This window comes from Geomesophilobacter sediminis (genome assembly GCF_016458275.1).
In the GTDB taxonomy this organism is placed as follows: Bacteria; Desulfobacterota; Desulfuromonadia; order Geobacterales; family Geobacteraceae; genus Geomesophilobacter; species Geomesophilobacter sediminis.
The window spans coordinates 18,284-32,443 of sequence record NZ_JAEMHM010000034.1 but is presented as its reverse complement, the minus strand read 5'-3'; the positions used below and the strand labels follow the sequence as shown (position 1 = coordinate 32,443).

General features: G+C 59.9%; 13 protein-coding genes and 1 pseudogene. 5 read left to right on the top strand and 9 right to left on the bottom strand.

The genetic code is table 11. From position 1 onward, the window contains the following. Positions 1 to 227: 227 nt before the first annotated feature. Complete coding sequence (locus JFN93_RS24925; RefSeq protein WP_236021963.1) at positions 228 to 2,999, bottom strand: ATP-binding protein; 2,772 nt, start codon at positions 2,997 to 2,999, stop codon at positions 228 to 230. Between the two features lie 638 nt (positions 3,000 to 3,637). Here JFN93_RS24925 and JFN93_RS24920 point away from each other — a divergent pair. After that, complete coding sequence (locus JFN93_RS24920; RefSeq protein WP_199387100.1) at positions 3,638 to 4,054, top strand: rhodanese-like domain-containing protein; 417 nt, start codon at positions 3,638 to 3,640, stop codon at positions 4,052 to 4,054. Between the two features lie 213 nt (positions 4,055 to 4,267). On the opposite strand, the gene JFN93_RS24915 is transcribed toward JFN93_RS24920, so the two are convergent. Together JFN93_RS24915 and JFN93_RS24910 are read right to left on the bottom strand one after the other, a co-directional pair. Continuing rightward, positions 4,268 to 5,422 (bottom strand): double-cubane-cluster-containing anaerobic reductase, encoded by a 1,155-nt coding sequence (locus JFN93_RS24915; protein WP_199387099.1) that lies wholly within the window; start codon positions 5,420 to 5,422, stop codon positions 4,268 to 4,270. A gap of 13 nt (positions 5,423 to 5,435) precedes the next feature. Beyond that, the gene (locus JFN93_RS24910; RefSeq protein ID WP_199387098.1) at positions 5,436 to 6,221 is read right to left on the bottom strand and encodes an acyl-CoA dehydratase activase; all 786 of its coding nucleotides are present in this window, start codon (positions 6,219 to 6,221) and stop codon (positions 5,436 to 5,438) included. Between the two features lie 455 nt (positions 6,222 to 6,676). Here JFN93_RS24910 and JFN93_RS24905 point away from each other — a divergent pair, with 455 nt between their 5' ends. After that, positions 6,677 to 7,141 (top strand): fibronectin type III domain-containing protein, encoded by a 465-nt coding sequence (locus JFN93_RS24905; protein WP_328754594.1) that lies wholly within the window; start codon positions 6,677 to 6,679, stop codon positions 7,139 to 7,141. 151 nt (positions 7,142 to 7,292) lie between these two features. On the opposite strand, the gene JFN93_RS24900 is transcribed toward JFN93_RS24905, so the two are convergent. The 3 genes and pseudogenes from JFN93_RS24900 to JFN93_RS24890 form a co-directional block, all read right to left on the bottom strand. Further along, complete coding sequence (locus JFN93_RS24900; protein ID WP_199387096.1) at positions 7,293 to 8,291, bottom strand: Tim44 domain-containing protein; 999 nt, start codon at positions 8,289 to 8,291, stop codon at positions 7,293 to 7,295. Positions 8,292 to 8,352: 61 nt separating this feature from the next. Continuing rightward, positions 8,353 to 8,571 (bottom strand): ribbon-helix-helix protein, CopG family, encoded by a 219-nt coding sequence (locus tag JFN93_RS24895; protein WP_199387101.1) that lies wholly within the window; start codon positions 8,569 to 8,571, stop codon positions 8,353 to 8,355. A 78-nt stretch (positions 8,572 to 8,649) separates the two neighbouring features. Beyond that, positions 8,650 to 8,730 (bottom strand): annotated as a pseudogene (locus JFN93_RS24890) (TerC family protein); the annotation flags it as partial. Positions 8,731 to 9,518: 788 nt separating this feature from the next. Between JFN93_RS24890 and JFN93_RS24885 the strand changes: the two are divergent. Next, a complete protein-coding gene (locus JFN93_RS24885; RefSeq protein ID WP_199387095.1) occupies positions 9,519 to 10,697 on the top strand; it encodes a trans-sulfuration enzyme family protein in 1,179 nt (392 codons plus the stop codon). A gap of 263 nt (positions 10,698 to 10,960) precedes the next feature. Here JFN93_RS24885 and JFN93_RS24880 read toward each other — a convergent pair whose 3' ends face one another. Next, the gene (locus JFN93_RS24880) at positions 10,961 to 11,161 is read right to left on the bottom strand and encodes a cold-shock protein (RefSeq protein ID WP_199387094.1); all 201 of its coding nucleotides are present in this window, start codon (positions 11,159 to 11,161) and stop codon (positions 10,961 to 10,963) included. A gap of 446 nt (positions 11,162 to 11,607) precedes the next feature. Between JFN93_RS24880 and JFN93_RS24875 the strand changes: the two genes are divergently transcribed. Further along, entirely contained in the window at positions 11,608 to 11,781 is a 174-nt protein-coding gene (locus tag JFN93_RS24875) for a hypothetical protein (protein WP_199387103.1), read from the top strand. Positions 11,782 to 11,895: 114 nt separating this feature from the next. Further along, on the top strand, positions 11,896 to 12,921 hold the full coding sequence (locus JFN93_RS24870) for a lysophospholipid acyltransferase family protein (protein WP_199387093.1): 1,026 nt from the start codon (positions 11,896 to 11,898) through the stop codon (positions 12,919 to 12,921). On the opposite strand, the gene JFN93_RS24865 is transcribed toward JFN93_RS24870, so the two are convergent. Together JFN93_RS24865 and JFN93_RS24860 are read right to left on the bottom strand one after the other, a co-directional pair. Then, entirely contained in the window at positions 12,878 to 13,537 is a 660-nt protein-coding gene (locus tag JFN93_RS24865; RefSeq protein WP_199387092.1) for a methyltransferase, read from the bottom strand. The two genes, JFN93_RS24870 and JFN93_RS24865, sit on opposite strands and share 44 nt — an antisense overlap. Before the next feature lie 117 nt (positions 13,538 to 13,654). Beyond that, positions 13,655 to 14,152 (bottom strand): YidB family protein, encoded by a 498-nt coding sequence (locus tag JFN93_RS24860; protein WP_407931908.1) that lies wholly within the window; start codon positions 14,150 to 14,152, stop codon positions 13,655 to 13,657. Between the last annotated feature and the right edge of the window lie 8 nt (positions 14,153 to 14,160).

Here is a 14,160-nt window from a genome sequence, read left to right as displayed (position 1 = left end):
CGGACAACTACTGCTTCCGCCCCACGGAACCGGACGTTTACCCCCAAACCTTTGAATCGTTTTGGGCAACAGGCCGTCAAGACCTGGCACCGATTGGGGCACCGATTGGAGTGGGGGGCACTAGTGTGGAGTGTGTGGCACCGGAGTGGGGCACCGGCGGCTACCCCGGGAACGTGGGCTCCAACCGGATGGATCAGTTGGGCCCTCGACTGCACAGAGGATGATCGTTATCGGGAAGATTCAGGGAGGATCAGCTGTGTCGGCACTTGGTCCAGAACCTCGCGAATCTTCAACGCCAACGCCGGCAACGAGAACGGCTTCTGGATGAAGTGACTGCGCTGGTCAAGAACTCCGTGTGGCGCGATGACATCGGCCGTGTAACCGGACATGAACAGACACTTGAGGTCGGCCCCCGCGCTCTGGAGGCAAAGCGCCAAATCCTTGCCGTTCATTTCGGGCAAAATCACGTCGGTCACCAAGAGGTCGATGCCCTCCTTTTGCTCATGAGCCAACCGGATCGCTTCACCGGGTGAGCTCGCCAGCAGGACGCGGTACCCCCAGCTCCTCACGGCTTCGGCGGTTATCTGGAGAATGGCCGGTTCGTCCTCAACCAGCAGGATGGTCTCGTGGCCCCCCGGTACTCCCACAGCGGGCTCCGGTGCAGATGCGCCGGCCTCGGTCCCCGTGTGCTTGGGAATTCCGATGGTGAAGGTAGAGCCTTTGCCCGGCGCGCTGTCAACATTGATGAACCCGCTGTTTTGTTTGACAATCCCGTAGATGGTCGCCAACCCAAGGCCGGTCCCGGTACCGACCGCCTTCGTGGTGAAGAAGGGTTCGAAGATGTGGGACAGGGTCTGGCGGTCCATACCGCATCCGTTGTCACGGACCGAAACCCAGACATATTCTCCAAGACCAGCTTCCGGGTGGCGGATCCGGTAGGCTGCATCCACGACGAGTGCGCCGGTCTCAATGGTAATTTTTCCGGCCCCCACGATAGCGTCCCGGGCGTTGACGCACAGGTTGGCCATGATCTGGTCGATCTGGGAGGGGTCCATCCGCACCGGCCAGCACGTGGCGCCGGGCTCAAAGCTCAGCTCCACTTCTTCGCCGATAAGCCGCTGCAGCATCTTGAGCATCCGCGAGATCGTATCGTTGAGGTCGATAACCTGAGGCTCGATGGTCTGCTTCCGAGCAAAGGCGAGCAGCTGGCGGGTCAGATCCGCAGAACGCTCCGCAGCCGTGTTTATCGCCTGCAGGTGCTTGTAGGAGGGATGATCCGGCCCGGTTTCCAAAAGCCCCAGCGAGGCGTGGCCGATGATGACAACCAGCATGTTGTTGAAGTCGTGGGCAACCCCACCCGCCAGGCGCCCGACCGATTCCAGCCGTTGAGCCTGCTGGAGCTGTTTCTCCAGATTGATCCGCTCCTCCTCGTACCACTTCCGGGTCAGCGCCGCCCCAAGATAGGCGGCGATGCCTTCCAGGCACTCGATTAACTCCAGGGAGAGCCGGTCTTTTCGATGGTCCATGCAGTGGATCAAGCCGACGATCTTTTCCTTGTAGCGCAGCGGGACCAAGGCGATGGATGCGTAGCCATGCCGGATGCACCGGTTACGCGCGGTATCGCGGAGATTCTGGTCGACTGGCAGACGCAGCAGGGCCAAGGCGTCGTTGGTCCAGAAGCTCCCCCCGGCGGTGAACAGCGGCGTGTCCTTCGGGATCTTGCCCGTTATGACCATCCCGCAGGTGCATTCCAGGCAGACGCCCCCATCCGAATCCCGACACACCTCACCCTGGGGCCCCCGCTTGACCAGAGTATTCTCAGGCATAAGCAGGTCCGGGGGAAACCCGGACTGCGCCACATACGGATAGTCATCCCCCTCCTTAAGCCGAACTCCCACCGCATCGAGATTGATCCTGGTCTTCAACAGGTCGATCACCTGCTCGATCGATACCTTCAGATCACGAGAATCATTGAGCAGTTGCAGCACATGGTTGCTGAGATCCCTTCGAGTTTCCGCCTGTTTGTGATGAGTTATGTCCTGATCCATGCCGCGATAACCGCAGAACCGGCCTTGGCTATCGAAAAAAGGGACCCCGCTGGTCTCCAGCACCACCAGCATCCCGCTCTTGTGCCGGTTGGTATTCTCCAGACGGAAGAATGGCTCTTGCCGGGCAGCTATCGCATTGAAAAGGCTCTTGACCCGAGTAGCCTCTTCTTCAGGCATCAAGTCAAACGGGGTCTTGCCCAGGACTTCTTCCGGGGCATAGCCCAAGAGGCTTTGGATTTGAGGACTCGCGTAGGTGTAGACCGCATTCGCATCGACCTCCCAGATCCAGTTGTGCGATGACACGATCAGATTTTCATGCCGATCTTCTTTCTCCCTTAGGGCCTGATGCGTCCGTTCGAAATAGATCAGTATCATTCCGATCGCCACCGTGGTGGCAAGGATGCCTCCGATCAGGAACCCCCACGGAGCGAACCAGGCAAGGGGACGGAGGATAGGATAATCGGCTTGGTGCACCCCCCACACGATGAACAGCCAGCCGGTGATGCGACTGGCTTGTCGCCCCTGGGACGCCCCCCTCAGGAATTGAATCCCGGTGTGAATGTAGGTGTAGGACAGGAAGGCAAACAGGGGGATAACCGCGTTCATCGCCGGCATTCCCATGGTGATCGTCGCTGCGGTCCAAAGCGCAATGAGGAGCCCGACCAGAATGTCCCTTCGGCCCACCGGTTTCCCCATGAAGATTCTGGTTCCGGTCAGCAGCAGAACCGCGCTGGAAATGATGCAGAGGTAATTGAGCTCCTTGAAAAGTCGGCTGGAGGGCCAAAGGACCGTGGCAATAAGGAAGAGGTACCTGAGGGTGTGCACCCCCCAAGCCCAGGCCCACACTCTCATGAACCGTTCCCGGTAGGTGTGGTAGAGATAGGTGTTGACCAGCATCAGGATGAATACTGAGCTGGCCGTTGCTACCGCAGCTATGATGATCCAAGGCATGCTTCGTTTCCGCCCTTACCTGATTGCTCTGCCCCGCCTGAATGGTTGCGGCGAAAATCGAGCTGTACGGAAGGGCCATGTCAAACGGGATGACACGATCCCACCTTTCTGTAATTACACGCTGGCATATACCACACTTTTGTGAGAATTACACTGTTAAGGCCAACTAAAACAATAAAGTAGACAACTTCCGATCAGGCTTCTCACGCTCAAGAAGCTGCTGGGAATGGTAATGGGTGGATGATGAGGGTGGGAAAACGCTGAAGCATTGGCACTTGGTACTCTAATCCAAAAGGTGACGGATAGCTGAGTCAGAAGCATGACCGTTTCTTGCATTTACTGACAGAGGCGTAGCGAAGGAGCCAAAGGCGGGGACGCTTAACAACAAACGTCATACCGATTACGGTCAGCCCCCCCCACCGGCCCGCACGTTGAAGGGGAGGACCCGTCTGCTGCACGCTGCACGCTGACGCAACAACGGCAACCTGATTTTTCAAGACCTGGCACCGGTCCCCCACTCGAAGCATATCGTCAATACCGATACTGATGCCCTGTTCCAACCAAATTATCAATTTGCCATTCTGGTCTTCTGCTGGTACCAATGACATTCAATTTTCTGCATACAAAGGAGCGGTACCGTGTTCAAGAAACTTGCTTTGGCATTGGCCCTTACCCTGGCATCGGCAACTGTTGCACTGGCGGCTAACTACATCGAGCCCCAGGAATTGAAGGAGCTGCTGGACCAGAAAAAGCCGGTCATCCTGGTGGATATCCAGCCGGCTGCCGATTTTGAAAAACACCACCTGCCCGGCTCCATTGAAACCAATGCCTTCCCGGCCAAAACCGATGTGGAAAAGGCTCGTCTGGACCAGGCCTTGGCCGTCATCAAGGCATCCAAGGCTCCGGTGGTGGTGATCTGTCCCCGCGGGAAGTCGGGTGCCAAGAACAGCTACAACTATCTCCAATCAAAGGGTGTGTCTGAGGACCGGATGACCATCCTCGAAGGCGGCATCTTTGAATGGCCCTACCAGGCGCTGTTTGTGAAAGGACGTTAGGCCAGGCATTTGGACTCGGGGCAAATACCGATGGGCGAGAGGATGAGACAACGGCTCGGCAGGGTGCTGTCTGCGGTTTAGGCATGCTGGCCTGTAGATGGGATTCGCAGGGGGACCGGTACCTCCGGGTGCAAGCTTCCCCCTGCCGATCCTGAAAATAAAAAAGGCAGCCGGCCGGAACCGGGTGCCTTTTTTATTTTGGCCTCAAGCGACCTAGCACATCTCCAGGGCGGCGCCGATCCTGGTCTTGAGCTGCCCTACGTCCTGGGAGGAAAAGTCGGTCACGATCTTCAGGTAGTTGGTACCCAGCTCGTTTCGCACCAGGGACTCGACTTTCACCGCCTCGACGTTGTAGGTGTGGCACGCCTGCAGGACAAGGTCGATGACTAGGTCCGGCTTGAGCAGGTCCACCTGCTCCTTCAGGACCTCCATGCGTCTCAGGTTGGGGGTCATGCAGGCACACGGGATCTGGAGGTAGCGCTGGGCGATCGCCAGGAGCGGGTCGCCGCTCTTCTCTTCGATCCTTCCCGCGTAGGCCTTGAGCCCGGTGCAGCTGTCCAGCCCCACGATCGCCGCCCCCTCCTCGTCGACCAGCTTCAACACCTTCAGGACATCGCCGCCGACCGGGCAACCGGTCAGCAGCACCCGCTTGGTTCCTTCCGGCGAGGTGAACATCTTCTTCTCGCGCCGCTCGGTAAGGATGGCGAGAATCTCCTGCAATTTCTCGATCGCCTCGCTGCCGCCGGTCACCATGGCGTAGCTGGTGACGTCGTACATCTCCTGCCAGGTAATGACCGCCGGCCGGTGCGCACCGAAGCCGAGGATCTGCTCCACCAGGCGGTTTTTCCGGTTGGTTTCCTGAATGGCTTGCTCGAGAGCCGCCTCGCTGATCGACGTATCGAAACTCTTTTCCAGAAACGTCTTGAACCCGTTGATCGAATGCCGCCAGTACGCGGCCGCCCCCTCGTTAGTCGGGCACTGGGGGAGGTCCAGGACATGCAGCGGCCGCTTTTCCGCGATCAGCTCGAACATCTTCTTCTTGCCGTCGCAGGTGGTCTCGCCGACGACCGCATCGGTCACCTCAAAGAAGGGGCAGGTCTTCAGCTCGATAAAACCGTAGCTGGACTTGATGAGCGGACAGAGGTTTGCCGGGAGGGTCTCCTCCGCCTTGGGAATGGCGGCGTTGGAAAAGGCACAGAGGACGGCAGGGACTCCGCCCATGGCCCAGATCAGTTCCACCGGCGCATACGAGCAGTAAGCCCCAACGACCTTGGCACCGGCGTCGCGCTTTTTCAGTACCTGAGCCAGGGCTCGTTTCAGGGGAAGATCGGTGAACTCATCGTTGAAAAGCGGGGTTAGGTTTCCCATACGTCCTCCATATTCAAGCCTGGATCAGGCTTTTTTTCGCTACCAGGGCAGCGCCGTAGGCGCCGAAAAAGTCGGGATACTCGGGCACGACCACCTCCCGCGAGAGGGCATCGGCAAGGAACTGGACCAGGGTGCCGTTCTTGGCGCCTCCCCCTACGAAGAGCACCGATCTCGTTTCGGTGGTGATGATCCTGGAGAGAAGCGATACCAGCTTCACGAGCAGCGACTCGTGCACCGCCCGGGCGATGTCTTCCACCGAGCGCCCCGAGGTCAAAAGGGAGATGACCTCCGATTCGGCAAAGACGGTGCAGGTGCTGTTGATCTCGAAGGACCGCGACCCTCTCTGCGCGGCCGCCACGAGTTCGTCGAGGCTGAGCCCCAGGGTCGCCGCCATCATCTCGAAGAACTTGCCGGTCCCGGCGGAACATTTGTCGTTCATCTCGAACTTAAGCAGTTGCCCGCTGCGGCGGTCGAGGGAAAGCACCTTGGTATCCTGGCCGCCGAGGTCAATCACGGTTTCGATATCCCGGTGATAGTGATGGGCGGCGGTGGCATAGGCCTTGATCTCGGTGGCCGCCTCACCCCCCAGCACCTTCTGGGAAAGAAACCGCCCGTACCCGGTCGAGGTTATCCCGTTCCAGCGGTAGTTCTCTTTAAGTTCCCTGAGCTGCGCAGCGAGATCGATCGAGGTTTCGCGCCGCAAACGCTCGGTGACCTGCAGCGTCTCGGCATCCATGATGACGAACTCGATGCTGCGCGAGCCTATGTCGATCCCGGCGATGTTGATACAGCCTCCCACAAAATCAGTATTCGCTGCGCCTGGTGCCGCTGTTAGGCGAGCCAAGCGGCGGAATAGTAGCAGATACCTTCTGCGCAGGCCAATTGAAATTATTAATTTTAAAGATATGAATAATCGTTTTTTCAGATACCACACTTCATCGGGTCCGCAGGAGGATCATTTACCCGGAATTCTTTACCCGCCGGATGCAGCCCGGAAAAGGCCATCCCCGGTCCAACAGGGATGAAGGGGATGGGACACCTGGATGACCATCCCCTTCATCGTGTTCATCCCGGTTTCATTCATTCTTTGACCAGCATCCGCGAGCTGATCCGCATTACGGTGACCGGAGTCACTCCGCCCTAAAGGTAGTTCCTCTATATTGGGAAGGCCCTGCCCGGGTCCGGATAGACGACTGGACCGGGCATAACGAAACGGGTGCGGATCGTGTGGTTTCAGTTTCGGAAGGAGGTGTCATGAGGATCAGGATGTTACTACCCCTGGCATTGGGGTTACCACTGTTGCTGTCAGAGGGATGCGGAAAAGGATCCGCTCCGGTGCAGGCGCCTGCGTCGGCGCCGGCCGATACGTCAGGGGGCTCTTCCACTGCTCCGCCAACGTCAGGGGGCGGTTCGTCCACTGCTCCGACCTCGGGAGGGACAACTACTACGGCCCCTGCTTCGAGGAAAGTGACCCTTCAGTGGAACCCGAATCCGCCGGATAATCTAGCCGGCTACAAGGTCTATTACCGCGAGGATTCGCCCTCGGCCCCGTTTACCGGGACTGGGGCGACGCAGGGGAGTTCACCGGTGGACGTGTCGAACCAGACCACGGCAGTCATCAGCGGGCTCGAAACCGGCCACACCTACTACTTCGCCGTCACCGCCTACAACAGTGCCGGAGAGGAAAGCCCGTACTCCAACATCGTATCGGCCCCCTAACGTCTTGGGGACAGGCACCTCGTAAGGTGACGCATGGCAAAGGCACCTGGAAAAAACCGGGTGCCTTTGTTCTTTTGTGCGAGAACCCCGGCATGGGGAGTCTACAGCAGGGGTTCCGCCTCCCAGGCGAGGCGGAACTCCGGTAGCGCCGCTATTGCTGCTGGATCGCGGACAGCGTCCAGGGGTTGTCGCCCACCGGACGGGTGAAGGTCCAGTATTCCTGGAACTTGACCGGGTCGCTCTTGCTCCCCGATAAGACGGTGCCGGTCTCGTCGGTGGTGTAGTCGAGCAGGTTCGCCTGGATCAGGGCGGTCACGTAGTCCTGCCCCCCCTCCTGCCAGACCTCGGCGATTTCCACCTTGCGCACCGCGATGTTCTCCAGCCGATTCACCTGCCGCTCGCGCAGCAGCCGGCTCACGTCCTCCTGCAGGATGCCGCGCATCTCTGCGGTGAGCACCCCCGCCACCGGGGCCAAATCCCGATTCATCCAGGCCCCCTGGATCTTGAAGAAGATGTCCATGGCGTTATCGCTAAAGCGCTGCGCGTCGAAATGGGGATCCATCTGGCGCAGCTGCGCGATCCCGTTCTCCAGGTCGGCACCGGCCGCGGAATCATCGACCTGGCGGTAGGAACCGGACGGCTGCGTCACGTCCTGATTGCCGTCCTGGTATCCCGACGGATAGCCGCCGGCCTGGTACTCGCCCTGGTAGCGGGACGCTGCGGCGGCCGGTTGACGGCGGCTCTTCACGAAGCGGTAAATCAGATAACCGATACCGGCCAGGAGGATAATCTCGAAGAGGCCGATACCGCCGCCCCCCATGCCTCCCATGCCGCCGGCCATCCCCATGCTTCTAAACAACATGCCGCCCAGCATGCCCCCCACCAGGCCGCCGGCCATGCTCCGCAAGAACCCGCCTCCGGCGGGCTGCTGGTAGCGGTTCGAGATCGGCGGCGCCGGCTGGCGCATCGGGCTCGGTTGGTAGTACGGGCTCGAGGCGGCCGGACGCGAGTAGCTTCGGCTGCCGCGGCTGCCCGCCGACCGGCTGGAACCGGCACGCGCCTCCGCATTGAGTTCCATGACGGTCACACTCATCATGAGGACCGCGGCGAGTACGGCGAAAATTTTTGCTCCCTTGTTTTTGTTGTTCATGGTGTCTGCTCCTCCTTGAAGTTGTTCAAGCATTGAAAGTGGTGGTGTTCGCAGCGCAGTTTCAAGGCTCCATGCGGATGCCACTGCGGGTGGCAAGCCAGAAGTCGAGCGCCTTGCGCACCAGGTCGGAAAGGTTGCTCTGGGTGGCCGCGCTGATCCGGTCCAGGACCCGTTTCTCCTGGTCGCTGATGCGCAGCGAGACGACGTTGTTCAACCCCTTGGACTCCTTTTTCCTGAAGGTCCTCCTCGTTGGCGCAAGCGCCAGGTTTTCGCCTTGCATATCTACTCCCTCCTTGAATGCATCGTGGACGGTTGCCGCGTGGGCAACACCGTGGGGGGACACCGGGTGTCCCTTTGCCGGCAGTTTCCCGGCCTGGATCGAGATGAAGATGATGTTGTCGATGCCGAGCACGATCTCCAGTGCGCTCAACGTTATCAGCGCCGCCCAAACCTGCGGATCGGCAAGCCAGGTCCAAAGGGATCAGTCCCCATCAGGCAGCGAGATACAAGGTGAGGTTACCGGTGCTACCCTGCGCAAGGGGGCGAACTCCCATTGTCGGAGAGGCTTCGCCGCGGCGCGCAAAGCGGCAGCCGAGCCCGTGCCGCGAGCGGCAAAGGTTCCGGGAACAGAGGCAGGACCAGGGACTGTGTTGCGAAAGGGTGCAACGGGAAGGCGAGAATAGAAAAGAGGGACTGCTGGCTGGTTGTCTTGCATGACATTACCTCCGAACGCTCGGTGCCGGGTGGCCCCGGATGGTGCCGAAGGTAATAAAAAAAGACCATTACCCTTGGCACGATTGCCTGGATAAAGGTCTTGTTGACAGAAAAATCTGCCCCGGCTCCGGGTCTTGCGACCGTATTGACGAAGTCCGGGTCGGCCTTTTTAGGTGGCCGATAACTACTCCCCTTTAGAAGTGAGCTCAAAATAATGGTTCACCGCACCGTTGTCAAGGGGAAAAGGTCCGAGGCGTTCCGGGACAGCAGCTGAGGGGAAAGGTCCGTCCAGGGGGGACCGGCACCTGCGGAGCCAGTCCCCAGAAAAGGGCGATGACCATTGGTGGCCCCATGAGCCTTTGCTCTTTTAGCGCGCCACAAGACATTGCTACTTTCCCGAGAAGAGGTACTTTACTCCTCATTCCTGACCGGTCCCCCCTCGGACCGATATCTGGTAAGAGGGAAACCACCTTACCGTGCTTTCAGCAGCTTCCACGACAAGAGGATCTTGCCATGAGCAAAGAAAAACCGGGCTTTTCCACCATTTGCGTCCACGGCGGAGAACGGCTCGACCCCGAAGGGGGGATCCACGTTCCCCTCTACAACCATTCCACCTTCGGTTTTCCGTCCACCCAGGCGTTAGTCGACGTCGTCGAAGGGCGCAAGGCGGGAAACCTCTATACCCGCTTCGGCCACAATCCGACCATCAAGGCAGTGGAAAGAAAGCTCGCGCTGTTGGAGGGGGGCGAGACGGCTTACGTCTTCGGTTCGGGGATGGCTGCCGAGTCCGCGACCTTTCTCGCCCACTGCCGGACGGGAGATCATATCGTCTGCATCGGAGACGTCTATGGCGGCACCTTCGAGCTGCTGGCCAATAACCTCCCCAATCTCGGCATCGAAACGACCTTTCTCCTGGGCGAAGAACTGGGGCGGTTGGGCGCAGCGATCACCCCCCGCACCCGCATCGTCTTTTTCGAGACGCCGACCAATCCGGGGATGGAAATACTGGATATTGCGGCCATAGCGCAGACGGCGCGGGCCGCGGGAGCCCTGACGGTGGTGGACAACACCTTCGCCTCCCCGGTGAACCAAAACCCGCTGCATCTCGGGGCAGACATCGTCATCCACAGCACCACCAAGTACCTCGGGGGACACAGCGATCTGACCGGTGGGGCCGTTATCGGATCGAAAGCCCTCCTGGAGCCGGTCTGGGCGTGGCGTAAGAACCTGGGGCAGATCATGGCTCCCGAGGTGGCCCATCTGCTGGCCCGGAGCCTGCGCACGCTGAGCGTGCGGGTGCGCCAGCAAAACGAGAATGCCCTGGCGGTCGCCCAGTTCCTTGCCACGCACCGCAAGGTGATCCGGGTAAATTACCCGGGGCTCCCCGAAGCTACCGGGTACCAGATCGCCCGGCGGCAGATGCGCGGGTTCGGCGGGATGGTGAGCTTCGTCTATGACGGCGACGCGGCGGCTACGGCCCGGATGGTGGACCGTCTCGAACTCTTCACCATCGCGGTTAGCCTGGGAGGGACCGAGAGTTTGATCACCCAGCCGGTTCTGGTCACCCATCACGGGATGGCGCCGGAAGAAAGGGCCCGCCGGGGGATCGTGGACGGCATGGTCCGTCTCTCCTGCGGGTTAGAGGACATCGGCGACCTGCTTGCCGACCTGCAGGCCGCACTGGACGGCTAGTGCCGCCGTGGCGTAAAGCAGGCACCGAAAGTACCGGTCCCTGAATGCAAGAAGGCACCGGTTCGAAAACGGGTGCCTTCCTTGTCTGCCTGCAACCGGTTCCCCACGCCCCTTGCTCCCTCCCGGCTCCGGTTACGCGTTGACCGGTACGGCAGGGCGCACAAAATGAACGAGGCCCCTGGATTCCAGGGGCCTCGTCGCGTGTCGAAACCTTGTATCGGACGGCAGCAGCGATGCCGCCGCCGATAGCGGGCCGGAGTTGCTTAGACCCGTTTTACGTTGGCAGCCTGCAGACCTTTCGGTCCTTTGACCACGTCGAACGTCACATTGTCTCCCTCGACCAGGGACTTGAAGCCGTCGCCGCTGATAGCGGAAAAGTGGCAAAAAACGTCCTCACCATTTTCCTGCTCGAGAAAACCAAAACCCTTGCTGTCGTTAAACCATTTCACTCTTCCGTTTGTCATGTACTTTCTTTCTCCAAGTAATGCTGCTGTTTTTATCCGAAACTTGTTACCTACTTACTAGACATTAACAATTTATAGCCGATATAGCAAGCGATTAAAATTTCATTCGTCAGTAAAAATGAGAGACACGACACCTTCCACCACGGCATCAGCCCCGATAAAATTCAGTTATTATCTCTATCAATACGTGTACTTATCTGTTTACCAGCGTCGGCAATTGATAGAAATATCGGCAAAATTCTGATCAAGAATATCCTTGCTATTACGGCCACAGACGTGCACGATGGAAGATAACTTTTTTTATTTCAAATCCGCACGCAGAGCAGTCGGAATAGGTAGTAAAAGGTTAGTATATTGTAGGAAATTGACCGGCACTCCCTACCCGCACCTACCGAAAACGACCTGACCTTCTTACTTTCCAGCCCTACCAACAATAAGGAAATCCAATGGCTAAACCCAATTTTAAATTCCAAAAACGTCAGAAGGAATTGGACAAGAAAAAGAAACAGGAAGAAAAACTGTTGCGCAAGCAAGAGAAAGCCGCTGGCCCGGTCGAAGTCGATCCCGATGACGAACACGAACTCGCAGCCGTAGCACCGACCGAACCGGACACCGAGTAAGCGGCGCCGGCAGCACCGCTTCCGGTACGTTGAAGGTGCTGAACATCGCGGAGCCGGGACCGGACCTCGAATCCAGCGCGACGTTGTGGAAATGAGTAGATTGTGGGAGCAACTGTGAAGCGAATCATCTGGATGGTTCAAGCCGCTGGATTTTACTGTCTCACCCTTGGCGCAACCTTAATACCTGCCGCCCTCCTGGACCGCCTTGCGGCAGGAATCGGCTTCCTTCTCTCCTGCATCCTCTTCAACCGCCGCAAGATCCTTCTCGACAACATCAACCGCGCACTCCCCTTCATGGAGCACCACCCGCTTTGGACGGCATCCCCCGCATGCTCAGGGAGACTGGCCCGGGAAAACTTCCAGAACATGGGGAGGTCGCTGATCGAGGTCTGCTGGCTCTACCATGACCGCGGGGAAGAGGTGGTGACGAACATCGATCTGCGCGGACGTGAGCATTTCGAGGCGGCCCAAAGCAAGGGCAAGGGGATGATCTGCGTCAGCGGTCACTGCGGCAACTGGGAACTGATGGCCTTGGCCATCGGCCGTCTCCTTGGCGAGGGCGCGGTGATCGCCAACCGCCAGAAGAACCCTTACTTCGACCGGATGGTGGAACGGATGCGGATGCGCTACAACAGCCGGGTCATCTACAAGAAGGGGGCGTTCCGGAGCATCCTGACCGCGCTGAAGCGGGGACAGTTGGTCGGGATCCTCGCCGATCAGGCGGCACTTCCGGCGGATGGGGTCCTGATCGAGGTGATGGGACGCAAGGCCTGGGCTTCCAAGGCCCCGGTGCAGCTCGCCCGTAAAAGCGGCGCCCCCCTGGTTCCCGTCTTCATCCATCGCGAAGGGGAGCGGCACGTGATCACCTTCCATCCGGAGCATCTCCTCGGCGAGGACCTGAGCGAGGAAGGGATGAGGCAGGAGACGCAAGCCTTGTCGCGCTACGTCGAAGAGTTCGTGGTGGCCCACCCGACCCAGTGGTACTGGGTGCACCGCCGCTGGAAGCGGGCCGGCGAGGCCGCGGAGGCAACAAGGAAAAACCCGGTCGGCGGTAATGCCGTGGCGCCGTCCGACACGCCACCTGGGCCAGCCCCCGTCATCGGACCGGTTCGGCCATCAACAGGCGGTTTTTCGGGGTGATGTCGCCGGGAATGGTCTGGGTGTAAACCCGGTAGCCGTTCGCCTGAAGCCGGGCGGCCCGGGTCACGTCCACCGCGAGGGGGCCATCGAGCCATCCCTGCAGCCCCCCGGTATCGGCACGCCTCAAATCATGGCAGCAGGGAAGTACGGCCACCCGGCACCCGGCCGCCATGGCCCGCTCCAGCACCAGATCGGTCAGGCCGCCGCAGGCATGCACCGAAACGACGATGTCGTCCGGCAGCAGCGCGACCTCCTCCAGATCCTTTTCCAGAAAGCTCACCCTACCGTCGAGCCAGGGCCACTCCGTCCGAAGTTCCGCCCCAAGCAGGGCCGCGCTCTCGGGAATGTGCCGGTCCACGGCCAGCGCCTCCGGAATGTCCCGGTCCAGCAGCAGGAGCAGTTGGGCGAGCAGGCCGTGCCCCGCGGCGAGGTCGACGACCCGTCCGCCGCAAAAGCGTCGGTGCACCCGGCGCGCCACCTCCCAGGCTTCGTAGAGCTCCTTGCGCGGCAGGCATTCGGCCCGGCAGACCGTGCGGGCAATCCTGTCGAAGAGCGTGCCGCCGGCAAAGAGCGGCAGATGCCGCAGGTTCAGTCGGTTTTTTGAAGATCTATCCATGGTAATACCACCACGACGCCGATAGCATGTCCCCCCCGTCGATCGCTTTGCTGTATGAAAAAAGCCCTGTACCTTCCAGGGCTTTCCCTGCCTGCCGTACCGCCTGGCGCGGTTTATTCATTGGAACCGGTCTTTCAGAAATTCCATCCCCCTTTGCAGCCAGCTCCCGCCTTCCGGAACCTGGCCGTCGGGGGTCATCTTGTCCACGAAATCGGGGAGGTGTTGGGACAGCCGGTTTGCCACCTCATCCTCCGACATGCCCGACCTGCTGGCGAGATCCCTGACCCGGTCGCTCCCCAGCCCCTGCTTGACCTCCTCAGGCGAGATCGGCCGGTTCTCTCCCCGGCCTACCCACGAGGAAACCTTATCCCCCAGCCCTCGCTGCTGCAGCAGACTGACCAGTCCCTGCAGCCCGCCGGTCCCCTGGCCGGAGAACATCTCCATCACGCCGCTCAAGAGCGACCCGCTCTTCGACTCCGCTGCCGAGACCCGGCCAAACTTCTCCTTGACCTCATCCATGATTCCCATAGCTGCCTCCTCACCGCGCGAGCCCAAGGCGCTCCCCCGCTTGATCCCTGGCGATCGGCGGATTTGGCCCGCCGCACCGGCAACGATGATCCCGG

Coding starts and splice junctions, on each gene's coding strand:
- JFN93_RS24925 (WP_236021963.1), bottom strand. CDS start 2,999: ATGCCTTGGATCATCATAGCTGCGGTAGCAACGGCCAGCTCAGTATTC.
- JFN93_RS24915 (WP_199387099.1), bottom strand. CDS start 5,422: ATGGGAAACCTAACCCCGCTTTTCAACGATGAGTTCACCGATCTTCCC.
- JFN93_RS24905 (WP_328754594.1), top strand. CDS start 6,677: ATGAGGATCAGGATGTTACTACCCCTGGCATTGGGGTTACCACTGTTG.
- JFN93_RS24900 (WP_199387096.1), bottom strand. CDS start 8,291: ATGAACAACAAAAACAAGGGAGCAAAAATTTTCGCCGTACTCGCCGCG.
- JFN93_RS24895 (WP_199387101.1), bottom strand. CDS start 8,571: ATGCAAGGCGAAAACCTGGCGCTTGCGCCAACGAGGAGGACCTTCAGG.
- JFN93_RS24885 (WP_199387095.1), top strand. CDS start 9,519: ATGAGCAAAGAAAAACCGGGCTTTTCCACCATTTGCGTCCACGGCGGA.
- JFN93_RS24880 (WP_199387094.1), bottom strand. CDS start 11,161: ATGACAAACGGAAGAGTGAAATGGTTTAACGACAGCAAGGGTTTTGGT.
- JFN93_RS24875 (WP_199387103.1), top strand. CDS start 11,608: ATGGCTAAACCCAATTTTAAATTCCAAAAACGTCAGAAGGAATTGGAC.
- JFN93_RS24865 (WP_199387092.1), bottom strand. CDS start 13,537: ATGGATAGATCTTCAAAAAACCGACTGAACCTGCGGCATCTGCCGCTC.